Annotated in this window: 18 protein-coding genes; 10 read left to right on the top strand and 8 right to left on the bottom strand. The window is 46.4% G+C overall.

Features of this window, described 5'->3' with window-relative positions; all coding sequences use genetic code 11:
* Positions 1 to 49: 49 nt before the first annotated feature.
* Together MED92_RS06125 and MED92_RS06130 are read right to left on the bottom strand one after the other, a co-directional pair.
* Positions 50 to 1,423, bottom strand: coding sequence for an alanine/glycine:cation symporter family protein (locus MED92_RS06125; protein WP_007020644.1), 1,374 nt, complete (start codon positions 1,421 to 1,423; stop codon positions 50 to 52).
* 540 nt (positions 1,424 to 1,963) lie between these two features.
* Positions 1,964 to 2,458 carry a winged helix-turn-helix transcriptional regulator gene (locus MED92_RS06130; RefSeq protein WP_007020645.1) on the bottom strand — a complete coding sequence of 165 codons (495 nt, stop codon included), beginning with the start codon at positions 2,456 to 2,458 and terminating at the stop codon, positions 1,964 to 1,966.
* 141 nt (positions 2,459 to 2,599) lie between these two features.
* Between MED92_RS06130 and MED92_RS06135 the strand changes: the two genes are divergently transcribed.
* The 4 genes from MED92_RS06135 (at position 2,600) to MED92_RS06150 (ending at position 5,778) form a co-directional block, all read left to right on the top strand.
* Positions 2,600 to 3,856, top strand: coding sequence for a D-amino acid dehydrogenase (locus MED92_RS06135; RefSeq protein ID WP_007020646.1), 1,257 nt, complete (start codon positions 2,600 to 2,602; stop codon positions 3,854 to 3,856).
* A gap of 75 nt (positions 3,857 to 3,931) precedes the next feature.
* Positions 3,932 to 4,315 carry a Rid family detoxifying hydrolase gene (locus MED92_RS06140; RefSeq protein ID WP_040662251.1) on the top strand — a complete coding sequence of 128 codons (384 nt, stop codon included), beginning with the start codon at positions 3,932 to 3,934 and terminating at the stop codon, positions 4,313 to 4,315.
* Between the two features lie 27 nt (positions 4,316 to 4,342).
* Entirely contained in the window at positions 4,343 to 5,419 is a 1,077-nt protein-coding gene (alr, locus tag MED92_RS06145; protein ID WP_007020648.1) for an alanine racemase, read from the top strand.
* Positions 5,420 to 5,427: 8 nt separating this feature from the next.
* Positions 5,428 to 5,778 carry a RidA family protein gene (locus MED92_RS06150; RefSeq protein WP_007020649.1) on the top strand — a complete coding sequence of 117 codons (351 nt, stop codon included), beginning with the start codon at positions 5,428 to 5,430 and terminating at the stop codon, positions 5,776 to 5,778.
* 207 nt (positions 5,779 to 5,985) lie between these two features.
* Here MED92_RS06150 and MED92_RS06155 read toward each other — a convergent pair whose 3' ends face one another.
* Complete coding sequence (locus tag MED92_RS06155) at positions 5,986 to 7,365, bottom strand: class II fumarate hydratase (protein ID WP_007020650.1); 1,380 nt, start codon at positions 7,363 to 7,365, stop codon at positions 5,986 to 5,988.
* 587 nt (positions 7,366 to 7,952) lie between these two features.
* On the opposite strand from MED92_RS06155, the gene MED92_RS06160 reads away from it, so the two are divergent.
* The gene (locus tag MED92_RS06160) at positions 7,953 to 8,849 is read left to right on the top strand and encodes a substrate-binding periplasmic protein (protein ID WP_007020651.1); all 897 of its coding nucleotides are present in this window, start codon (positions 7,953 to 7,955) and stop codon (positions 8,847 to 8,849) included.
* A 5-nt stretch (positions 8,850 to 8,854) separates the two neighbouring features.
* Here the strand turns inward: MED92_RS06160 and MED92_RS19430 are convergent, their stop codons facing one another.
* From MED92_RS19430 to MED92_RS06180, 4 genes are all read right to left on the bottom strand, one after another.
* A complete protein-coding gene (locus MED92_RS19430; RefSeq protein ID WP_007020652.1) occupies positions 8,855 to 14,113 on the bottom strand; it encodes a diguanylate cyclase in 5,259 nt (1,752 codons plus the stop codon).
* A gap of 182 nt (positions 14,114 to 14,295) precedes the next feature.
* The gene (locus tag MED92_RS19325) at positions 14,296 to 16,884 is read right to left on the bottom strand and encodes a bifunctional diguanylate cyclase/phosphodiesterase (protein WP_007020653.1); all 2,589 of its coding nucleotides are present in this window, start codon (positions 16,882 to 16,884) and stop codon (positions 14,296 to 14,298) included.
* Between the two features lie 228 nt (positions 16,885 to 17,112).
* Positions 17,113 to 18,318 (bottom strand): OprD family outer membrane porin, encoded by a 1,206-nt coding sequence (locus tag MED92_RS06175; protein ID WP_007020654.1) that lies wholly within the window; start codon positions 18,316 to 18,318, stop codon positions 17,113 to 17,115.
* Between the two features lie 204 nt (positions 18,319 to 18,522).
* Positions 18,523 to 19,293, bottom strand: coding sequence for a substrate-binding periplasmic protein (locus tag MED92_RS06180; protein ID WP_007020655.1), 771 nt, complete (start codon positions 19,291 to 19,293; stop codon positions 18,523 to 18,525).
* 180 nt (positions 19,294 to 19,473) lie between these two features.
* Between MED92_RS06180 and MED92_RS06185 the strand changes: the two genes are divergently transcribed.
* Both MED92_RS06185 and MED92_RS06190 read left to right on the top strand, forming a co-directional pair.
* Positions 19,474 to 19,917 (top strand): hypothetical protein, encoded by a 444-nt coding sequence (locus MED92_RS06185; RefSeq protein ID WP_007020656.1) that lies wholly within the window; start codon positions 19,474 to 19,476, stop codon positions 19,915 to 19,917.
* An 84-nt stretch (positions 19,918 to 20,001) separates the two neighbouring features.
* Positions 20,002 to 20,667 (top strand): SDR family oxidoreductase, encoded by a 666-nt coding sequence (locus MED92_RS06190; protein WP_007020657.1) that lies wholly within the window; start codon positions 20,002 to 20,004, stop codon positions 20,665 to 20,667.
* A gap of 26 nt (positions 20,668 to 20,693) precedes the next feature.
* Here the strand turns inward: MED92_RS06190 and MED92_RS06195 are convergent, their stop codons facing one another.
* Positions 20,694 to 21,113, bottom strand: coding sequence for a hypothetical protein (locus tag MED92_RS06195; protein ID WP_007020658.1), 420 nt, complete (start codon positions 21,111 to 21,113; stop codon positions 20,694 to 20,696).
* Between the two features lie 199 nt (positions 21,114 to 21,312).
* Between MED92_RS06195 and MED92_RS06200 the strand changes: the two genes are divergently transcribed.
* The 3 genes from MED92_RS06200 (at position 21,313) to MED92_RS06210 (ending at position 23,799) form a co-directional block, all read left to right on the top strand.
* Positions 21,313 to 21,699 (top strand): hypothetical protein, encoded by a 387-nt coding sequence (locus tag MED92_RS06200; protein WP_007020659.1) that lies wholly within the window; start codon positions 21,313 to 21,315, stop codon positions 21,697 to 21,699.
* A 404-nt stretch (positions 21,700 to 22,103) separates the two neighbouring features.
* On the top strand, positions 22,104 to 23,417 hold the full coding sequence (locus MED92_RS06205) for an NAD(P)/FAD-dependent oxidoreductase (RefSeq protein ID WP_007020660.1): 1,314 nt from the start codon (positions 22,104 to 22,106) through the stop codon (positions 23,415 to 23,417).
* A gap of 16 nt (positions 23,418 to 23,433) precedes the next feature.
* Positions 23,434 to 23,799: a DUF5368 domain-containing protein gene (locus MED92_RS06210; RefSeq protein WP_007020661.1), complete on the top strand. Its 366-nt coding sequence runs from the start codon at positions 23,434 to 23,436 to the stop codon at positions 23,797 to 23,799.
* Positions 23,800 to 23,880 lie beyond the last annotated feature (81 nt).

Below are 23,880 nucleotides of genomic sequence, written 5' to 3' on the forward strand. Positions count from 1 at the left end.
GACTTTTTAACAAGGGGTCTCTTTTGAAGACCCCTGCGCTGCAAAAAGGTTATTTGCCTTCCAGAGAAGCAGCCACCTGACCGTCAAAGTACTCACGAGTCAGTTTAAATACAACCGGGCTCAACAGTGCCAGGGCAATCAAGTTAGGAATTGCCATCATTGCATTCAGCGTATCCGCCAACAGCCATACGAAATCAAGGCTCACCATAGTGCCTACAGGCACTGCAACGATCCATAGAATACGGAAAGGCATGATCACTTTTACACCAAACAGGTATTCTGCACAGCGCTCACCGTAAACACTCCAACCGAGGATGGTAGTGAAAGCAAAGATCGCCAGAGAGATAGCAACGATGTAGTTACCCACACCAGGAAGCGCCTGAGCAAATGCGGCAGACGTCAACGCCGCTCCGGATTCACCAGAAGTCCAAGCACCTGAAGTGATAATAACCAGACCTGTAATAGAACAGATAATGATGGTATCCAGGAAAGTACCCAGCATCGCGATCAGACCCTGACGTACAGGATCTTTAGTTTGAGAAGCTGCATGCGCAATTGGCGCAGAACCCAAACCCGCTTCGTTTGAGAATACACCACGCGCCACACCAAAGCGGATCGCCGCCCATACAGCTGCGCCAGCAAAACCACCTTCAGCCGCATGCTCTGTAAATGCATAAGTAAAGATCAGATCCAGCGCCGCTGGAATCGCGTCAGCATTGATAGCCAGTACAACAAGACCCGCCACCAGATAACTAATCGCCATCAGCGGAACCAGAGAACCCGCAACCGCACCAATACGTTTGATACCACCCAGCAGAACCGCTGCAGTCAGTACCATTAGCACTACACCTGTTACCCAGGTTGGCAACGCAAAATTAGATTCCAGTACAGACGCGACAGAGTTGGACTGAACTGTGTTACCAATACCAAAACCTGCGATCGTGCCGAAGATTGCGAAAGCAGTACCCATCCATGCCCATTTAGCACCCAGGCCATTTTTGATGTAGTACATCGGGCCACCAACATGGTTGCCGTTTTCATCTACTTCACGGTATTTAACAGCCAGAACAGCCTCAGAGAATTTGGTTGCCATACCCACCAGGGCAGTACACCACATCCAGAACAGCGCACCTGGTCCACCCAGGAAGACTGCGGTAGCAACACCTGCAATGTTACCCGTACCTACAGTAGCGGACATTGCGGTCATCAGTGCCTGAAACGGTGAGATTTCACCTTCAGATTTATCTGAGTCAGCAGCCTTACGGCCACTCCACATCAGTTTAAAGCCGGTGCCCAGCTTAAAGATTGGCATCAGACGCAGACCCAGTTGCAAGAACAGGCCAACACCCAAAATCAGAACCAGCATCATTGGACCCCAAACGATGCTGTTAATCTGACCAATAATATCGGTCAATGCTTCCATTGTGATTCCTCGGTTTTTATATGTTATGTGAGGTTTTTTTAACTCTTGGCGAGTTTTTCTTATTTAGACATCCGATTGCTCTATTGAGCTATGCATTCCGTTCATGGCGAAGTGATGGCCGCTGAGCCCGCCAGGCAACCTGATCGAGGTATTCCTAGCAATCACAGCACGGGCCTGATCAAGGCCACCTTCTTCCTGCCAAGGGTACGGCTCAAGACACCACCACTTCCTTGCCACGAATAGAATTGGCTAAATACCTTAGGGGAAAATCCATAGAAAATGGCTTCAAAATCGACGCCAAAACAGCAGATAAACCTACCAAAGAGAAAAAAATCAGAGAAAAAAGCTAGTTAAACGAAAAAACAACCACTTAGGCAGCATGATCAACCACCTTTTGATTTAAAGGCAGGATTTATCACTAGCCGGAATGTTAAAAAAAAGAATCGAGCGCAGGGAGGTTTAAACCTCAAGGAAGACAGAGGAAAAATAAGCGATGGGCATAGAAGTGAACCTTCTATACCCAACTCAGGAGGTCAGCGACTAACGCTGTGAACTATAGGTAATAGGAAGCTCCAAGGTTTCCCGAACCTCTTCCATCACGATATAGCTTTTTGAGTTTTTAACCCCAGGCAGGGTTAACAACATATCCCCCAGCAGCGCTCTATATTCTGACATGTCATTGATTCGCGCTTTTAACAGGTAATCTGCATCGCCCGAAACAAGATGACATTCGAGTATATAAGGTAGCTTCTCAACTGCCAGGTTAAAGGTATGGAATGCATCAGGTGTTTGGTAAGAGAGTGAGATCTCTACAAAAACCAACATATTGTATTCCAGGAGCTGCGGATTAAGGCGTGCATAGTAGCCTTCGATATAACCTTCTTTCTCGAGGCGCTTTACACGTTCGATACAAGGCGTCGAACTTAATCCCACCTTCTCCGCCAGATCTACATAGCTGATACGGCCATCCTTCTGCAGTGTGCGAAGAATGCTGACATCCAGTCGATCAAGCGTGCGCTTCTTTGTGTTAGCCATTAATTATTATCCACTGTAAAAACGACGTTTCGCAGTTATTTATTCTTTATATACTAAAAATTCAAAGCCTTCCAATGCCAAAAACCAAATAAACTAGCGTTTTCTCATTAACAAAATAAATCTTATAAATGAGGTGACATGATGCAGGTTTTGGTTTTAGGTGCAGGTGTGGTTGGCGTTACTAGCGCTTGGTATTTAGCCAAGGCTGGCCATGACGTAACTATAATCGATCGCCAGGTAGATGTCGCGTTAGAAACGAGTTATGCCAACGCGGGTCAAATATCTCCGGGCTATTCAGCGCCCTGGGCCGGCCCAGGCATTCCGGTAAAAGCCGTAAAATGGCTGATGCAAGACCTAGCGCCTTTTATGATCAGTGGTAAAGAACTGGACACCCAGACACTATCCTGGATGACCAAAATGCTAACCAACTGTACCGAGAGCGCTTATCACGTCAATAAAGCCCGGATGGTCCGTCTGGCTGAATACAGCCGCGATTGTTTTGTCGATCTTCGCAACGAACTGGATATCGATTACGAGCAACGCACTAAAGGCACCCTGCAAGTATTCCGTACAGAAAAACAGGTTAAAGATTCTAAGAAAGATATCTCTGTTTTGGAAGAATCTGGCGTAGATTTTCAGGTTCTGGATGTGGATGGCTGCGTTGAATACGAGCCAGCCCTAGCCAATGTAAAAGATAAGATTGTCGGCGGCCTTCGTCTTCCGGGTGATGAGACGGGTGATTGCTTTAAGTTCACCAACTCCCTGGCTGATGAATGCAAGAAGATGGGCGTTAAGTTCATCATGAAAACCGACATCCTGAATATCAATACTCAGGGCGACCAGATTGAAAGCGTTACTACATCCCGCGGTAAAATGACTGCAGATGCTTACCTCGTGGCACTGGGTAGCTATTCAACACCTGTGCTATCGAAGATCGATCTGAAAGTACCTGTATACCCAATCAAGGGCTACTCATTAACTCTACCGATCGTTGACGCAAGCAAAGCGCCAACCTCGACGGTCATGGATGAAACCTACAAAGTCGCCGTAACACGATTTGACGATCGAATCCGTGTTGGCGGAACAGCTGAGATTGCATCCTACAACAAAGAGCTTGAAGAGAAGCGCAAAGCCAATGTTGAGTTTGTGGTTAGCGACCTGTTCCCTGGCGGTGGCGATATCGAACAGGCCGAATTCTGGACAGGCCTGCGCCCAATGACTCCTGACGGAACACCAATTCTGGGCGAAACAAAATATTCCAACCTGTTCCTGAACACAGGCCACGGCACGCTGGGCTGGACTATGTCACTGGGCTCGGGTAAATACGTCGCCGACATCATCAGCCAGAGACAGCCTGATATTGATAAAGAAGGCCTTTCCGTAGCGCGTTACGGTTAAACCCAAGATTACACAACCAAACAACAAGAAAACGCAGCTACTTAGGTAGCTGCGATGCAAATTCGAGGTTATATCATGAGCAACAAATCCATTATCTCTACAGATAAAGCTCCAGCCGCTATCGGTACCTATTCACAGGCTGTTAAAGTAGGTAACACTGTATACCTGTCAGGTCAGATTCCGCTGAACCCTGAAACCATGGAGATGGTGACTGAATCTTTTGAAGCTCAGGCAATTCAGGTTTTTGAAAACCTGAAAGCTGTTGCTGAAGCAGCAGGTGGTAGCCTGAATGATTTTGTTAAAATCACAGTTCTGCTATCTGATCTGGAGTACTTTGCCCAGGTAAACGAGCAGATGGAAAAATATTTTGCAGCACCTTACCCTGCGCGTGCAGCTTACGCTGTTAAAGCACTGCCGAAAGGCGCTGATATCGAAATTGAAGCGGTGATGGCTGTTTAAGCCTTCACCCTATACTGGGAGTTAACTATGGCTCGAGCCGCTACCGCTACCATTAGCCTGGAAGCTATCCGCCATAACTATTCACTGGCTAAATCTGTTGCCCCTGATCAGGGTGCACTCGCCATTATTAAAGCCAATGCTTACGGACACGGTGCTGTAGAAGTAGCTAAGGCACTGAGTGATATTGCGGACGGATTTGGTGTTGCCTGCATCGAGGAAGCCATTGAACTTCGCGAAGCGGGTATCAAGTTACCGATTCTGTTGCTGGAAGGTTTTTTCAGCGCGGATGAATTGGACTACATCAGCCGTGAAAATCTCTGGTGCGCCGTTCACAGTCTTGCTCAGATCGATATTATCGCGGCAGCTAAAATAGACACCCCGATTAAAATCTGGCTGAAAATGGACAGCGGCATGCACCGCCTGGGCGTTGCACCAGATGATTATCAGGAAGCCTATCAGCGCCTGAACGACCTGACACAGGTTAAAGAGGTGGTGCTAATGACCCACTTCTCATCAGCAGATGAACCAGACCTGGCCGTTACAGCAGAACAGATAGCACTGTTTGATAAGGTAACGCAGGGCATTGAAGCTGATGTCAGCCTAGCAAACTCAGCAGGTACTATGGCCTATCCCGAAGCTCGTCGCAGCTGGCAACGCCCTGGCATTATGCTTTATGGCGCTACGCCATTCGCTATGCCTCAGGAGGTTGCAGATAAGTTAAAACCCGCTATGACGCTAAGCTCTGAAGTCATAGCTGTTCGCGATCTGGAACCCGGTGAAGCCGTAGGTTATAGCTGCACATGGGTATGCGATAAGCCTACCCGTGTCGGTACAGTCGCGATGGGCTATGCCGATGGATACCCTCGCTATGCGAAAAGCGGTACTCCTGTTCTGGTAAATGGCCAAAAAAGTCAGATTATCGGGCGCGTATCAATGGATATGCTTGCGGTTGATCTAACGGATATTCCGGACGCAGAAGTCGGCAGTTATGTAGAGTTCTGGGGCGATAATCTGGCTGCCAGTGAGATCGCGACTTACTGCGATACTATCCCTTACACCCTGTTTACCGGCATTACCCGCCGTGTACATAAGAAATATATTTGAGGACCTCAATGAGTATTGAACGCATTGAATCAACCCAGCGCATGAGCCGCATCGTCAAACATAACGGCACAGTATACCTATGCGGGCAAACTGCCGGCGAAGCCCAGTGGGACATAAAAGAGCAAACTCAACGCTGCCTGGACAAGGTCGACGACCTGCTAGCCAAAGCAGGAAGCAGCCGCAACGAGATTCTTTCTGTGACCATCTATATCCGCGACATGAAAGATTTTGCGGCTATGAATGAAGTTTGGGATGCATGGGTAGCTGATTGTGAAAAGCCTGCTCGCGCATGCGTAGAAGCCCGTATGGCTCGCCCGGAAATTCTGGTCGAACTGTCCGTGACGGCTGCTTACGCCTAACCATCTTGGTTAAAAGAAAAAGGGATCGAAAGATCCCTTTATCCCGGCATCACGAACAGATTACAGCTAAGGGCATGCTCGCTCTACCTTAACGAAGTACCCTGATAGTACCCCGCCCATCTCTACTCTGACCTCTCATGGGCCTGATTATTATTGTTTGATCACTATAAGCATCGTTGCCACGCCTGAGTTGTTTATAAACAATACTTACAGACCGCCCTGAGTTAACTTAGCCGGATCTAACAGCTTCTTTAGCTCATCCACTGAAAGATCAGTATTCTCTGCAGCAACGTCGATAACCGGACGCCCCTCCTTGTAGGCCTGTTTAGCAATTTCCGCAGCTTTCATATAACCGATGATTGGGTTCAGCGCAGTCACCAGAATAGGGTTGCGTGATAAAGCTTCATTGAGCTTCGCCTCATTAACTTTAAAACTTGCGACCGCTTTATCGGCTAGCAGACGGCTCACATTCGCCAGCAAGCTGATACTGTTGAGTAAGTTGCTCGCAATCATCGGCAACATGACATTCAATTCGAAGTTACCTGATTGGCCACCGACCGTGATCGCTGCATCATTGCCAATAACCTGCGCTGATACCATGGCTGCTGCTTCAGGAATAACCGGGTTAACCTTGCCTGGCATAATTGAAGAGCCCGGCTGCAAAGCTTCCAGTTCAATTTCGCCCAATCCTGCCAAAGGACCCGAATTCATCCAGCGCAAGTCATTAGCAATTTTTAAAATTGAGACCGCGGTTGCTTTTAATTGCCCCGACAGAGATACCGCTACATCCTGTGAGCCAATATGGGCAAAAAAGTTATCTGCTGGTTTAAAAGTCAGCCCCGTAATCTGACTTAGTTCCTGGTTAAACTTCTCAGCAAAATCCGGGTGCGCGTTGATACCTGTGCCCACCGCTGTACCGCCTTGGGCCAAACTCTGAAGCTGTGGCTGTATGGCCTTCAACTGCTGAATGTTCTGCTCAATCTGGGTAGCCCAGCTTTCCAACCCCTGGCTCATCCGAATCGGCATCGCATCCATCAGATGAGTGCGGCCGGTTTTAACGTACTTATCAACAGCTTGAGCTTTATCCCGGGTCACCTGAACCAGATGTTCCAGAGCCGGTAGTAATGATTCAGCCAGTTCAACAGCTGCACTGATATGAATGGTGGAAGGGATAATATCGTTACTACTTTGACCGTAGTTGATATGGTCATTGGCTCCAACGGGCTGACCATAGATATCTGACGCCAGTGTCGCCAGTACTTCATTGGCGTTCATATTGGAACTGGTACCTGATCCAGTCTGGAAGATATCCACTGGAAAATGCTGCATCAGGTTTTCATCATTCAATAAACCCTGAACAGCTTGGTTGATCGCCTGCCCCATATCAGCAGGAATCTGTTCCAGAGAAACATTAGCCAAGGCTGCCGCTGCTTTAGCCTGCAGTAACGCCCGAATAAATGCTTCTGGCATTGGCTGACCACTGACCGGGAAGTTATTCACTGCACGCTGGGTCTGCGCTGCGTATAACGCATCAACGGGTACTTCCAATTCTCCCATGCTGTCTTTAGCGATTCGTGTTTCAGTCATTATCAGGGTTCCTGTGTAATATGGTTGTACTTAACAAGCTAGTCCATGCAAAACATAGTTGCAGGTCATGTTCAGCTCGTACTTTAAATGGCGTATATAAGTTTGGTGATCTTGTGAGTCAGACAACCGATCAAGCGACATGAGCGGTTTGTTAATATGATCGAGACAAATGCAGCGCCAATAACCAGGTAGCAATTCATCTGCAACGGTGTCTAACAGCAGTCGAAACTGTTTTTCATAGTGCTCCTTACTCTGCTTTAAGCATTTCGAGCGGCAGCAATCCAGGTCCAGATAATGAGATATTAACCCTGGACTATCCGGCTCTTGCGCATACCGAATCTTCCTCTGCAGTAAACAGATATAAGGAGAAGCGGTTGTAATTGGCGAGTATGATTTTGACATACTCAGAAAATAATCTAACAGATAATCATTATCAACTACATTTACAATTAAAATTAACTACCTCTAAGCTAGCGCACAGGACAAAGATCAAAGGTTCTTATGATTTTCGATAGGTAAATTTCTATTTAATACGTGCTTTACTACACTGAAAAGATTAGCTTTTTTATCTGCCTGGGGATCTTTTCTTGATAGTTCGTACCCTGTTTCTACTTTTGCTTCTGACCAATACCGCTTTTGCTATGCGGGATACTCCCAGTGTGCAATATCAGTATCAAAATCAAAGCGTTACTTACATCGGTTCAACAACAGGGAACGGCTATGAATTCAACCCGGAAGGAAAAAAGAAAATCACGATGGTCACTTTAGACTGGCCTCCCTACATAGGTACTGACGTTTGTCATAAAGGTTGGGCATTCCAACTAGCAATTGCAGTGTTAACCAGCCAGAACTATGCCGTCACAGTGCGTTTTTTACCTTGGTCGCGAGCGGTATTAGAAGCTGAGCAAGGAAAAGCAGATATTCTTTTTCCTGAGTATTTTATCGAAGACACCGCGCCGTCAGATTTCATGACTGATGTTCCAAGGAAAGAGTTGCTTGGCCTTTCTCGGCCTTTCCCCGGCGGGAATATCTCTTTTATGAAACGGCGCGGCGAGGCTGTGGCATTTAACGGCAATCTGGACAGTATCAAAGGGATGAAAATTGGTGTTGTTCGTGGTTATCAGAACTTTCCGGAGTTTGACGCCATGATGGATGCAGGCGCATTCAAAAAATTCGAAGCCATTGATGATCTACAGTTGATGAAACTGCTCATAGGCAAACGGGTTGATATGGTCATCGGCGATCCCAAAGTACTGCGCCATACAGTCGCCCACTCTAAAATGCCGCAGATTACCAAGAATAAAATTTTGCACAACGTTGAGGAGGTCCAGCCTAGCCTCAAATATAACCCGCTTTATTTTGCCGTGAGTAAAAATAAACCTGGATGGCACCTATTACTAAGTGATATTAACATTGCGCTGCACCAATTCACCCGAAGTGGTGAACTGCATCGGATTATCAAGGAAAACAGTCGCTGCGACTGAGCGACTTAATCCAGGCAAACCACCATATTTCTGCCCCGCCCTTTCGCTTCATATAAAGCAAGGTCAGCTTGGTGTGTAACCTGTTTAAACTCGGCATCGGAAGACCATGCAGCAAACCCGATACTCACAGTAACTTTAAGATCAACACTGTCAAAAGGCACTGTCATCATGGCGATCTTTTCCCGGATACGCTGTAAGATAAGTTCGGCCTGCTCCTCACTACCAACAGAGAGCATCACTAAAAACTCTTCCCCACCCATACGAGCAAAAACATCGCCATCACGCAGCAGCCCAGATACTTCACTAGCAAAAGCCTTCAACACTTGATCTCCGGCGCTATGGCTATAAGTATCATTGAGACGCTTAAAGTAGTCGAGATCCAGCATCGCCACAAAGACAGACTCATCTTCCGCAGCTTTTTTGTATTGGCTTGATAGATCCAGCACAGCGCGTCGATTCAGAATACCTGTCAGTGGGTCCGTATGTGCTTGCTTATGTAACATCCCCTCAAGCGCTTTTCGCGCCGAGATATCACTCATCGCGGCGAATACTGCTTGCTCGCCCTGAACCTCAATCAAAGTAGCTGAAAATAGCGCCCAAAAAGGCTCACCGTGGTGGTTTTTCAGTTCACAGTCAAAGTCAGTGACATGCCCTTTGTGCATCAGAGAGAGAACCATTCGATCCCGGTCATCCGGGTTGATATAGAACTCCGCAGTGTTAACCTTTTTGGCTGCCTCGCCATCCAGCATAAAGAGCTGGTACCAAAGTTTATTGGCACTAATCACTCTTCCTTTAAGACTACTCACTACATAAGGGATAGGGAGGGATTCCAGTATAGCTTCCAGATGTTTGGTCCGTTTATTCAGACTCGCAGTACGCTGGACCACCATCTGTTCCAGATCCTGATTCTGATTTTCCAACGACTGATACATCTCTGCATTACTGAGACTAATCACAAGCTGAGAAGCCAGTACCGTCAAAATCTGCTGCCGGTTAGCGCTAAATAGGTTAGAGGTTTCCGAATGCTCGCAAAGGATCACCGCCACAATCTGATCTCTATAAATTAATGGCAGCGCTAGTAAAGAACGTATTCTGAAATGCTGAATATAAGGATCGAGGATGAAATCCCCGTCAAATAGCGCATCCTTTAAGCTAAGAATCTCTTTACTGTTGTTACAGTAGTTAAGCACACTTTCAGGCAATAATCCGGGCTGTTCAGAGGGCTCAGAGAAATGATCCTTGTCTAACAGACCCTCTAATCGCCAAGCGCCATCTGAACAGCTGAAGTAGCTCACCTTCTCCGCTCCAGAAACCCGGGCGACTCGTTCCAGCGCCACCCGGAGTAGATTATCCAGATTAACCTCTTGAGATATTTCCTGACTGGCTGCTAACACCGCATGCCAGTCAAACTCTGTCCCCCGCGGCAGACTTTGCGGTGACTGCAAGTTACCCAGATACTGTTCAAGTTCACCTGCTTTAGCAGTCGCTCCCCAGTCGCTATAGAGACGAATCGCTTCTTCTATATAAGCTCTGCCCAATGATTCCTGCTGTAAGCTGATGCGGAAACAACCCATTCGCTCATTTGCCAGAGCCTCTAGCAACAAAGAACTCCCTTGGGCACTGTGTATTGCTTTCTCATACGAACACATAGCCTCAACCCGTTGAGCCGCTAGCCTTGCTTCCTCAGCTTCAACTAAATAGTGCATTGGGGAAAAGGTATCCGGATTGATACTATTCCATAGCAACAGCCTTTCTTTAGCCTGGGCATACCAGTCCAACCAACGAGAAGGAATATCTGAGGCCGATTCATGCTGAATGGCGAGAATGCACAGCATATTTAGAAATACATACGCAGCCTCATGAAAAATCCCTTCGTCCAAATCAGCATTCGTCAGGCTTTCATCTAAGGTAATTTCCAGCGCTGTACGATAGCTACCGAACAGGTAGCCCTGAAGCAACCTCCCCAGTAGGCGATCGTATTTACCGCACATATATCCCGTATCCTGGTAATGTTGCAGCGCTTTCGCTTCATAACCTGGCTCATGATCCAGATTGACCAGATTATCCAGCTTGCCACTCAGAATACTTAGTAAATTGCTCTGTAACTGGCTTAAAAAGACCTGAGCGGGCTGTTTAATCTTGGTACAGGTCGATATCACTTGCTGGGTTCGTTCCAGCAAAGGAGAGATAGAGTTCGACGCAAACAGATCAGCATAGAAACCAAACAGGTAAGCGTGCACCCCCCAGTAGTAATCGCCTTGTTCAAGGCAAGCGTGATAAGCATCATCACGTAAACTGGAACTGTTGATCAGCGGTTGTTGCCAGGGCTGCACAAAGTTAGCCCGCATCATCCTTAAGCGACCATCGACAAGCGCTGGGGCGGGGAAACGCTCTCCAACCAGACGGGAGCATCGGTCGGCTTCAAATGCCGTGCTGTAGTCTTTTAAAACCTTGGTGCACATTAACGCGTACATCATAAAGACGTAGCTCGAGTGCTGGGTGTTACCATGCTGCATGGTTAGCTTGAGAAGATGTAAAATGGTTAACGGAAACAGAAGAGAACCCGAGTTATAACAGCATGGCTGCATCGCAATCAGGATCTCCATCACCCTGCTGATCGTTGCATCGGTCAGTTGCGGTTTATCCAGCAGTTCAGCAAATGGGCAATTCTCGAGTTCAACCTGAATCATGCCAATTGCCTCACCCACTGCTTCCATATCCGGTGCTTCAGGTAACTCATAGCCTAAACCCGCTAACCCGCTGAGCCCCTGCCGTATCGCCAGATCCAGGTGCCCGTAACGTGTGTACTGGGTGATAAGAACAATATTCAGTTCAAGGCTCTGTTGTTCATTAAACTTTTGCTGCTTTATCTCGCTCAGGAAGTTCTCTGCTTCAGCAAATTTTCCTGCAAGGTACAGACACTCAAGTTTTGCCAGTTTCGCGGTATTCAGCTTATCGGTGTCTTCAAGGGCTGATTGATCGAGTAAATTAAACATATGATCCAGGTGCCCAAGCGCCGTTTCATACGCCGTAGCCGTTATGGCTCTGCGCGCTGACAGCCAGTTTAATTCGATCAAGTCAGAACGCTGATCTAATGAGAGCCTTGGGATCGCTTTATTCAGGTGCAGCGCTAAGATAAAGCAGTTTTCCTCCCAGTCACCAAGTGCTGTTTCTGACAGTAAAATAGCCCCAATATTGTGATGCAATTGCTCCTTCTGCTGCGCATTTAAGAAGCTATACGCAGCTTGCTGCACTCGGTCGTGAAGAAAACGCAGTTGGCTATATTCCGGGCCTGCCTTTCCCTGAATACGTACAGGTAATAACAAGCCCATATCCAAAGCTGGCTGAAGTAATGACTCCAGAGGTTTGTCACCTTGATAAAGCATCTGGATAAGATGCTTATCAAATCGGGAACCGACGCATGCCGCCTGCTGAAGGATAAGCTGAGTTTCTTTGGGCAACCGACTGATCTTTTGAATCATCAGCTCAACAACATTGTCCGTAATGCTCTGCTTACGAATTTCAGCCATTGACCATTGCCAGCAGCGCTTGGTCACAGAAAATGTTAATGACCCGGATTGATAGAGTTCATGCAGGAACTGCCTGAAGAAAAAGGGGTTACCTGCGGTTTTCTCATATACAAGTTCGCTCAACGCTTCAATTTTAGGCCTCGGCAATTGCAACGCGTCAGAAATGATATTTTGTAAGTCAGGCTGCCCTAGAGGCTGAAGCTCGATATGGGTAATTCTCTGAGCATCCTGTTCAAGATCAGCCAGCATCTTTATAAAGGGGTGGCGTTCATCCACTTCATTATCCCGATAAGCACCCAGTACCAGGCAATGCTGGCTATCACTATCACTCAGGATAAGGCGCAACAGGTTGATGCTGGCGAGGTCCGCCCATTGGAGATCATCTATGAAGACAACCAAGGGCTTATGCTGAATACAAATCGCGTGGATAAAGTTAAGAAATACCCGATTAAAACGGTTTTGCTGCTCATCGGCCCCTAGTGGTGAAAGAGCAGGCTGATCCGGTAACAGCACCCCCAGTTCGGGTATAAGGTCGATAATAACCTGAGCATTAGGATAGAGCGCATCCTCCAAACGCCTTTTCCAAAGCGTCATCTCTTCAACGGGCAGCGCCAATATATTACGAACAAAATGGCCAAAAGCCTGACCAATCGCACTGTAGGGTGAACTGTTCTGGTACTGATCAAACTTGCCAAAGACAAACAACCCATTGGAGTGAAGAATCGGCTTTTGCACTTCATAAACCAGCGCCGATTTACCCACACCTGAATAGCCAGCCACCAACACAGCTTCAGAAGGGCCCGAGGATACACGTTGAAACGTATCCAGCAGAATGCCAACTTCCTTCTCCCGACCGTACAGTTTTTGCGGTATTACCAAACGATCCGACAGATCATGGCTGGCAACTTTAAACCCGGAAAGCTTAGCTTCACTGCTCTGACTAACCGTCTTCAGATCCCACAGTAACCCACTGGCACTCTGATAGCGTTCATCCGGGTCTTTCATCAATAACTTATCGATAATCTGGATAAGTGCTTGCAACTTAGGTTCAGTTTTAGAAACAACACAGTCAGAAAAATCGAGAGACTTAGCAATATGCGCATAGGCAATATCATCATCCGATTGCTGTTCAGAAAATGGAGGCTCTCCAGTCAATAACCAATAGAAGATACAGCCTAAGGCATACAGATCCGTACGCTGATCCAGATAGTGCTTAAACTGATAACTCTGCTCTGGCGCTAGATAATGCGCGTCCCCCTGAAGAGGGCGGAAACTGTTGATACCACTGTTTTCAGGCCCAAAACGAGCAGCACTTGAGTAATTAATCAAAACGGCTTGCTTCTTGGCGTGTTCAATAAGAAAAGAAGCAGGGGTTAAGGATAGGGCTACGAAGTTCTGTGCATGGAGCTCCGCAAGGCAACTCGCTAATATTTCAAATAGCTGTAACTTGTCTGCAAACGTTAGCGCCGCTATATCAAACTCTTCTAAAAGCTCACCGGCCGGAAAGCTAATGTGGAGTTTTCCTTCAAGTGGATCCCTGTCCATTGTTAATGGCTGAAGAGGAGGGGTTAATTGTGAATAAACCTCAAACTCCTGCTCCAGCAGACGGGACCGTTCATGATCAGTCAGGTCAGATGGATAGATTCTGGTAATTTGAACAGCCATATTTTCGGCCAGCTTTAAACCGTTGCGGGAATGACTACGATTGTGGGCATTATTATATCGGTCACTCATACTAAGACCCTGATAAACGCTCAGCGCCTCTTCCCTGGGCAATACTTATAACAGTTCAGACTTCCTGAAGAACCAACGATTGAAGACTACTTGTTATCTCTAACAGGTTATAAGAGCAACTTTTTTTAGTGCTTAAACCTATAATTGAGACCAATGGATAACCCAGATCAACATAATCAACCCTATTGATCCAGATAGGCTAAAAACTGCTCTTCTGGTAGCGGCTTACTATAAAAATAGCCCTGCCCTTCAAAACATTCGAGTTTCAGCAGCAGATCAATCTGCTCTTGTGTTTCAATTCCTTCCGCAATCACATTGAGATTCATACTTTGCCCCATCGCGACTATGGCTCGCGTGATGGCTAAGTCGTTTTCATCATCTTGCAGATCACTGACAAAAGAGCGATCTACCTTTAATTTATTGATAGGTAGCTGCTTGAGGTAACTGAGAGAGGAGTAGCCCGTACCAAAATCATCAATAGCGATACCCACTCCGAGCGCTTTTAAAGAGCTCAGTTCATGGGCCATTTGTTCCGGGTTTTCCATCAAGCAGCTTTCGGTAATCTCAAGTTCCAAACAGGCCGGGTCGCATTTTGAAGAGGCTAACAGCTCGGTAATCTGTTCAACCAACTCACGGTTCATCTGCTGATTAGAAATATTAACTGCTATCTTCGGCGCTACGATCCCCCGCTCTTTCCAACCAGCCACTTTCGCACACACCTGCTCCAGCACCCATGCGCCAATTTTAATCATCTGCCCACTGGATTCTGCAATAGGAATGAATCTATCAGGAGGAATCATGCCTCGCTGCGGATGATTCCAGCGTAATAATGCCTCAGCCCCCAAAATTGATCCGGTTCGAATATCGACCTGAGGCTGAAAATAGAGCTCCAGTTCCTCTCGGCTTATCGCCTCACGTAGCTCCTCTGTTAATGCAAAACGCTCAGAGATCTCCTCTGTCATGGCGGAAGTATAGAGACGATAGCCATTTCGCCCATTGCGTTTCGCTTCATACATTGCGGAGTCAGCGTTGCGCAGTAAGATTTCGGAGTTATCCCCATCTTCAGGAAAAAAGCTCACCCCAATGCTCGCGGTAACAGAGAGCTCATTACCATCAATCAGATAAGGCCTGATTAATTCATTGAGTAACTTCTGAGCGATAGATTCAGCATCACTGCGGGTCTCAAGAACACCGGTAATAACGGTAAACTCATCTCCTCCCAGCCTAGCGACAATGTCTTCTTCCCGAACTGATCGGCGTAATCGTTGTGAGACCTTTCGTAGCAACTCATCCCCGGTAGAGTGTCCGAGGGTGTCATTAATCTCTTTAAAGTGATCGAGATCGATAAACAGCAGTGCAGCAGTAGCCTGATGTTTAATGGTATGACTGATCATCAGATCCAGTTGTGTAGAACTGTGCATCCGATTGGGAAGTGAGGTTAAGTGATCATGAAATGCCCTGTGCCTAAGCTCTTCAGCCTGCATATTTAAGCCATCGATCATGCTGTTAACGCTGCTGGCCAGGTGTTTAAACTCCTTGAAATGCAAATGCCGCGTGTCTAGCTTTGTCCAGCTATCAACCGATTCTTCCAGGTTACGCTGAAACAGGAGTAGGTTTTGCGACAACCTTAGCCCTATGACGTATAAGACAAAGACAATGATTAACAGAGCAAGCAGCATGATGATAATGGTACTGATAGCGCGTTGTTTCATCAGCTCCAGATACTGATTTTCCCTCTCCTGTATCACACCCTCGATAGTATCCAGATAAGCCCCTGCACCGATAAATATCTGCCATTCATCCATGCCGATAATAAACGATATTTTTTCGGCCTCTACACCCTCTTTCTTCCAGGTATAAGTTGAGAAAGCACCTTCGGGATAGTCTTGAGCAAGGCGCGCATTTTCCTGAACAACCTTGACCCCTTTTGCATCAGTCACATCCCAGATGTTCTTTTTGCCAGCAAAGTACTTACCATTAGTAACGTAAAGATCGCCTGAATAGGAATTGATAAAGAAATACCCTTCCCCCTTAAGGCCAAAAGTTACCTGTGCAATGTCTCTAAAGATTCTGTCTTTAATCAGCGCTTCAAAATTTTCCAGATAATCACCGGTCCCTATGATCAGTCCATAGGGCTCAAAGAGTTTGACGAAACTGTATTTCCTCAACAGCTCTTTCTCACCCGGCCGATACCAGTTATATCTGACAAATCCCTCGCCTGCTGCATTGACCACATCCACCATTTCATACTGTAACTGCTGAATTTTTGGCGGGAAGATTTCAGTGATAGGCCTGCCTTCAAAAGAAGGGTTAGGTGGATAAAGGTATTCGATACCTTCCAGAGAGGTCATAAAGAAGTAACCACGACCTTCATTAAAGCGCATCTCTCGGAGCGCATTAGCGATCATCTTCTTTACTTCAAGATCCGGGATTTCACCGTGATAACGAGCATGGATAGCCTGCGCCACAGCATACGCATCGTAAACACGACTCTTTAGCGTCGCCTCCAGATCTTTTTCGGCCTGTTTCTTTTGGCGTAACAGGTAATGTTTGATCCTGACGACTTCAGAACGGAGCAGATCTTTCTGGGCCAGAACAAAATCATCAGCATACCGCTGTTTATCTTCCTGCATATGCTTGTATTCGCTATCGGTCCAGATATACCCAATAAGCACAAGCGCAAGAAGAATAACAACACCCACCGGTAGTAGAGAACTAAGCACACTACTGCCAAACGGAACTGCAAAAAACCGGCGAAAACCTGTTAACAAGCTACAACTCCAAAAACCGGATAAACCTCGAGTTTATTGTATAACCGTTAAAGAATACAAAAATATGACCTGAATAAAATTAATGAAACGATTTTTTATTTCTTTAATCAAGAGATTCCTAATAAAAACAGCAAGTTGCATGAAATTAAAAGCAAACCTCCCGCCATGCTTTAATGCTCAAACAAAAAAAGGGGCCCGAAGGCCCCTTTTTTAAAAGCAGGTAAATGCTTAAAGAAGATTAACTGGGTAATCCAGAATCAGGCGGATATCGCTGATACGAGGAATGATCGCCGCATCGCCATCTACATGAGCAACACGCAGATGCAGGCTCAAATCCTTCGCTTTACCGCTCTGTACAGTGTACTTAGCATCAAGGTTAGTTTCGTGACGCTTACCGTCAGTGATACTGCCAGAATCGATATCCCATGCCTGAGTATGACGAGCCATCAGATGTAGGCCTGGTACAGACGGCACATCGTAATCAACACGGAACTGCAATGACTGCTCATCATCCGCATTGAAATCCAGCAACTGGATCGCACCATAAGTGAAGTACTGAGTATCATCCTGGCCACCCCACTGCAGGTTATAAGCGTCATCGCCACCTACAGTCTGGTAGTTAACGGTGTAAGCCCAGTTACCTTTAGCAAACTTAGCTGTCAGGCTGGTAAGGTTACTATCGTAATCGCTACCGTAAAGCGCACCATCGTCTTCACCACGCATGTGGATCGCATCGAATGTTACATCGTAATCAGCCAGCTTGGTTGGGTAAGTCACATTGAAAAAAGACTGTTTCAGGTAGTCGTCTGCAACTGCATACTGAACCTGTGCATTAACACCATTGGCAAACTTGTAGCTACCACCCAGGGATGCGATACCGTAGTCTTCGCCACTTGCTGTGTAGTTAGAGAAATCCTGACTGTTGTTTTTTGATGCTTCATCAGAGTAGAAAGCATAAAGATTCAGGTTATCCAGCGCTACATCACCGTAGATCGCCTGAGTGCTTGGCGCAGACAAACGTGACTGAAGGTCATTCAACAACGGCGTCATCATAACCATACGGCCTGCGCGTAGGTTTACATTATCCAGAGGCTTCAATTTTACGTATAGGTTTTCAACTGCTGTATAGCCATCACCATCCGCAGTTAGAACGTCAGATGAACGGATTGTTTTGTCATCCAGTAGTTCAACCACTTCAGTCACAGTGGCATCAAAACCAACCAGACCACCGAAGTACGGAGATGCAACATTCAGCTTGAAAGCCTGACCCGCAGCATGAGTATCGTTTGCGCCCTGATCAAAGTCGCGGTTCATGTAGAACGTGCGCAGACCTAAATCAACCTTAAAACCATCCTGAGCTTCTGCAGCAATGCTGGAGCTGCTAGCTACTGCACCAAGTGCCAGCGCTACAACGCTAAGTTTTTTCTGGAACATAATCTTGTCACAAACCTGAGTTATTATTTTCGAAGGCGGGATTATATTTAATCAAACTCAGCGTTTTTCCCTGTATTTACAGGAAGATCAGGCCTTATAACCAGAAAGAAGCATAATTACAGAATATTGATTCAAAAATGACATTTTCAGTCAGATCTATGTCATTAATGCATTTAGATCGGAGTACTCGTAAAGAGGTTTTGCTCACTTCTCAGTAATGCGCCAATCCTTCAGACCATACTTTGCCAGTATTTCATCTAGCTCACCTGACGCGCGCATAGATGCAATACCCTCACTAAGAATACGTGCGTAATCTTCGGATTGGGGAAGACTGGGCGAGAAAGCGATGTAGGATTTCATCGGCTCACTAGCACGCCCTGCAACTTTGAACTGATCCGCTTTACCCAGAAGGCTTGCGTTGTACCAGAACACCGGATCAGCCTCAACCAATGCATCTACTCTTCGTAGTGATAACATACGTATCCCACGGCGTAACGGATACTGATCGCCGCCCAGAAGGGTCACACTGGTAGAGCCACTTTCCTGGATATACCCTCTGAGCTCATCACCATAGTCATAACCATTGATCGCAGCCAACTGGATCATTTTCAAGGAATCCAGCCCCTGATATGTCCAATCGTTTTCTTTGTGAACGAAGAAAGTATTTCCCAGAACGGCAAGTTCCTGATCAGGAAATACAAAGTCCGGAGCGTCGCCAGGAAAAGCGCCAATAATAGCGGTCAGATTCCCCTTTCGCGCCTCCTGAATCGCTCTTGACCAGTTAACCTCCAGGTAGACCACTTCATGGCCCTGAGCGCTGAATGCGCGTTTAGCTACCTCGACCATAAAACCCGGTAGTTCAGCGCCAGGCTGACAATTAAAAGGGCACCAACTATCAGCCGCAATAGTTATCTTGTCTGCCTTAACAGAGGTACAGAATAATACGGCAAGCAGGCTAACCATCAGCCAACGCATCACACTCCCCTTTTCCATAAGCCACGTATCTCGATCCAGGATAGAAACCATAAAACTATAGATAACATAAGTTATAACTTAATTACCTAATTTTCATAGGTTTTTAACACTTTCATTGTTTGATATAAATAAACCGACCAGTAAGTCTGTAATAAATTGTAGCCACTAACAGGGAACGTTATGCGAAATAAAGTCGACCTATTCAGCCAGCAGCTCCGATCGCTTGTGACCGATCAGAATATTGAACAATGGGCAAAAGCCACAGACAAACAACAATTTTGCCAGTCATTGCTTCCCGAAAACCGCTTTAATGACTTAGAAAAGAGCGTTTTGTGCGCGACCCTATCAAGCCTGCTTGAGAAAAAAGCTGAGGACCGTTTTACCGTATACAATGTTGGGGATCAGGTCCTGATCCGCAAAAACGGCATCAAACACCCAGCCAAAGTTGTCGAAAAGCTTTGTGACAATAGCCTGGTTGTTTTACCTCATAACGAAGAATGTCATTCACAAGCGCTCACCTTCCGCCGGTCTAAAGATCCTTTTTTCTCACGCATGGAAGGCAAAGAGTTCAGCAGAATCTGCCCAACCCCCTTACTGCGTAACAAAGCCCTTTTGATAAAATAGGGAATGAAGAAGGTACTTTCGCAACATAGTAGGTAATATTTACGTTCAATTGCGAAACGAAACTGAAAAGCTGAGGAACCCTTAATGGGCAAACATCTCGTTATCACCGGCGCAAATCGAGGAATTGGCCTCGCTTTCGTAAAACATTACTGTACCTTGGGTTATCAGGTAACGGTTATATGCCGCCAATCTTCACCTGAACTGGAAGAACTACCCTGCCGGATTATTTCTGACATAGATGTTAGTAATGCTTCTTCAGTTGAACGGCTATCTTCCGAACTAGATAACACGCAAATCGATATTCTGATCAACAATGCTGGCATTTTAACTTCCGAGTCACTGGAGCAGATGAGCTTTGACGATATCATGACTCAGTTTGAGGTTAACGCTGTTGCCCCACTTAGAGTAACGCATGCTCTGTTAGGTAATCTAAAAAAGGGCAGTAAAGTGATCAATATCACCAGCAGAATGGGTTCGATGGCTGATAATGGTTCGGGAGGATATTATGGTTATCGCGCATCCAAGGCCGCTCTTAATGCTTTCGGTAAGTCTTTGGCGATGGATCTGAAAGCCCAGGGCATCATGGTTGCCCAACTACATCCAGGATTGGTATCTACCCGAATGATCGGTTTCAACGGAGATGTAACCCCTGACCAGGCAGTTGCAGGGCTGACCCAAAGAATTGAAGGGCTAACACTTCAAAATACAGGTAGTTTCTGGCACGCCAACGGGGAAGAGCTCCCCTGGTAATCAATTGATGGCTAACAATAAAGGGCCTAATGACCAGCAGATAACTCGTGATCTGTAGGAAAGCCTTCAGTTGTTAGCCATATTGCCGCATCCTCTGAATTATCAAATACGGCCCGCTTAAATTCACCTTCTTCACTGACAATCATTTTATTCAGTACGGCATTTTTAACTTTTGAAGGTTCATATACATTCGCAGCTCTCTTCAAACCATTTTGAATACACCATTCTACTAAACGCTCGATAATGGCCGAAATTTCCGGGGTACATAATTCCCAGTGATCAAGATAAACAATATGCCCCCACGCTTGCGGCAAATGATTAGCCAGCGCCATAAAATCCTTTTCAAACTCCATTGCCGCTTCGGTATTCCATGCGCCACGAAGTTCGGCATACAAGGTGTCACCCTTAATCCATAGGTTATAGTTACCATGTGGATCGAAGCCCATCAGTTACTCCTCATGATCTATAGCAACCTTATAGGGGAAGTATAGGCCAGAGCAGTTTTATCCGGCCCAATTTCTACCTACAAATAGAACTACGTCTATTCTTAATTTAGTGATCACTAAATAAAATCATAGTCTCGCTGAAAGCGGGGATATAGTAGGATGAAGTTGACTTGTTCGGTTGAACAAGGAGGTCTTAGCGTTGAAATCCTTTGCTTTTCTATCCGCAGTTTTTATAGCTGTACATGTCCAGGCGGATAGCTTTAACTTTAAGCCCGCTCACGATCTGCAGCGCAAGGCTGCTGTTGCCTACCTGAGAACCAATGCCTGCCTGAATGAGCTTGAACGCACTTATTCACCCGGATCATGCGACCAATGGAAAGATGCAAAAAATCGCATGATCATCTCGATGATCCACGTACAAGCGACGGCCAAAGCTCAGGAAATGCCGGTTTACCCTGAATACCTGATTGAAGCATTAGGTATGTCAGAGGCAAAACAGACCATTGGAAAATTTAACTTCGTGATCGATCATCAGGAAGAGATTCATTTCAAGCTGCTTAAAAAGAAACAGGACAAACAGTTTTAAGCTCTACAAACGTTACTTATCCCCTGTTTTACCTTCAGCTCAACAGATTACTGAAGACACTAAAATCCTCTTACCGAGCAATATAGCTCTGACCGTCCGCCAGTTATGTCTGACAGCTGACATATTTGTCACACACAAAATAACAAGCATCGCAAAGCACCACCCTATCAGTAAGCATAACCAACTGAAATATAAGACAATAAATAAATATTAGGAGAATCTAATGTTTGGCATATTTTATGCTTTCCTCATAGATGGACATATCTGAATTCAAGAGTCACAAGATTGGCAAGCCATTCAGATTATCCCTATTGCAGCTTTCCAGTGAACAGACCATAGCTCTGCCTCTGGCTGATTGCGGTAGTAGCGATAACACAAAAAACAATGAGTAAGGGTAATCAAATATGGGTGATTTAAGCAGGCGAAGTTTCCTCAAGCTTACTGCTGCAACCGGCGCAACCGCTGCAGCACCATTAACGTTAAACGCGACAGCGGCTGAGAAAGTAAAAACGAAAGCGCATATCGTTATTGCTGGCGCGGGAGCAGCCGGTCTTGGGGTTGCAAACCGTCTTGCTAACCAGCTTGATGGCGCAAAGATTACCATTATCGATGGCAAAAAAAAGCACTTCTATCAACCCGGCTACACTCTGGTAGCAACCGGTATTAAAGGCTCCTCATACCCAACATCAGGCACGTCCAGATATATGCCGGAGGGTGTAGATTGGATACAAGAAGCTGTGGCTGAATTTGATCCTGTAGGCAATAAGATCGTCACCGCAAGCGGTAAGGCCGTAAATTATGATTTTCTGGTTGTTACGACCGGTATGAAGCTTGACTATGCCGCAATTGAAGGCATGGATGTCAATCGTATCGGGCAAAACGGACTGGGTAGTCATTACCACAGCCCAGATGCAGCCGCCAAAACATGGTCGGCTATGTCACGCTTCTCTGAGGAAGGTGGTCAGGGAATTTTCCTACGCCCTGCGACTGAGATGAAATGCGCTGGAGCACCACTTAAATTCACATTCCTAACCGAGCATAACCTGCGTCGTAACGGCACCCGCAGTAAAGCGAATTTGCTTTATGCGGCTCACAGCCAAAGCCTGTTCAGTGTCCCGATTGTCCATGAAAAGGTCAGAATGCTCTACGAAGATCGTGGCATCGACACTGTCTACAGCCACGTACTGCGTAAAATTGATCTCGATCGCAAGATAGCAACCTTTGACACCCCAACGGGTGGTTCAGAGATTGATTACGACTTCATCAATGTCATTCCACCGATGCGCGCCCCGGATGCAGTTCGAAATAGCCCTCTGGCTTGGAGAACAGGCCCCTTTGCAGCAGATGGCTGGACCGAAGTGGATAAATACAACCTGCAACATAAAGTGTTTCCAAACGTCTGGTGTGTTGGCGACATTGCCGGTGTTCCAAAAGGTAAAACCGCTGCCAGTGTTAAATGGCAAGTGCCTGTTGCAATCGATCACTTGATTGCCGCGATTCAGGATCGAACGGCCACCAGCCAGTATAACGGCTACACATCCTGCCCACTGCTCACTCAGTATGGTCGGGCAATGCTGGTTGAATTCGATTATAAGAATAATCTTGTTCCTTCCTTCCCGGGGGTTATCGCTCCTCTGGAAGAGCTTTGGGTGACATGGGTAATGAAAACCATGGCTTTGAAACCAACTTACATTTCAATGGTTCGCGGCCTGGCTTAATTGGGAGGAACAGATAATGAACGAACTCGATTTCTATACGCTGTACGTGGTTTTTTACGAAATGATGGGCATGCTATTTTGGATTCTGATAGCGCTGGTCATCTTTGGTATCGGCGGTTTTATCCTTGCACTTACCCGAGAAGGGGGCTTGCAGAGCCGCCGCCTGATTCTCTCAGAGATTCTTGGCTTACTGGGTGGCTTTATGGCCCTGTTTATCATGGCCAAGGTCACCATTTCCGGATTTTCTGATGCCGGCGGCCCTGTAGATTGGCTTCTTGTCGGGTTGATTTGGGGTGGCGGACTGGTCGGAGTAACGATCCTGTCATATGCCATTATGGGGATGCTCAACATCCTTAACGATTCCCAAAGACAAAAAGCTTAGGCTCAAAAGCCTGATCCAGAGCAGTCCTGAAAGCGGCTGCTCTGGAATTTCTGACCACCCTCCCCATCAATTCGAACCAAG

Source organism: Neptuniibacter caesariensis, from assembly GCF_000153345.1.
GTDB classification, from domain to species: Bacteria; Pseudomonadota; Gammaproteobacteria; order Pseudomonadales; family Balneatricaceae; genus Neptuniibacter; species Neptuniibacter caesariensis.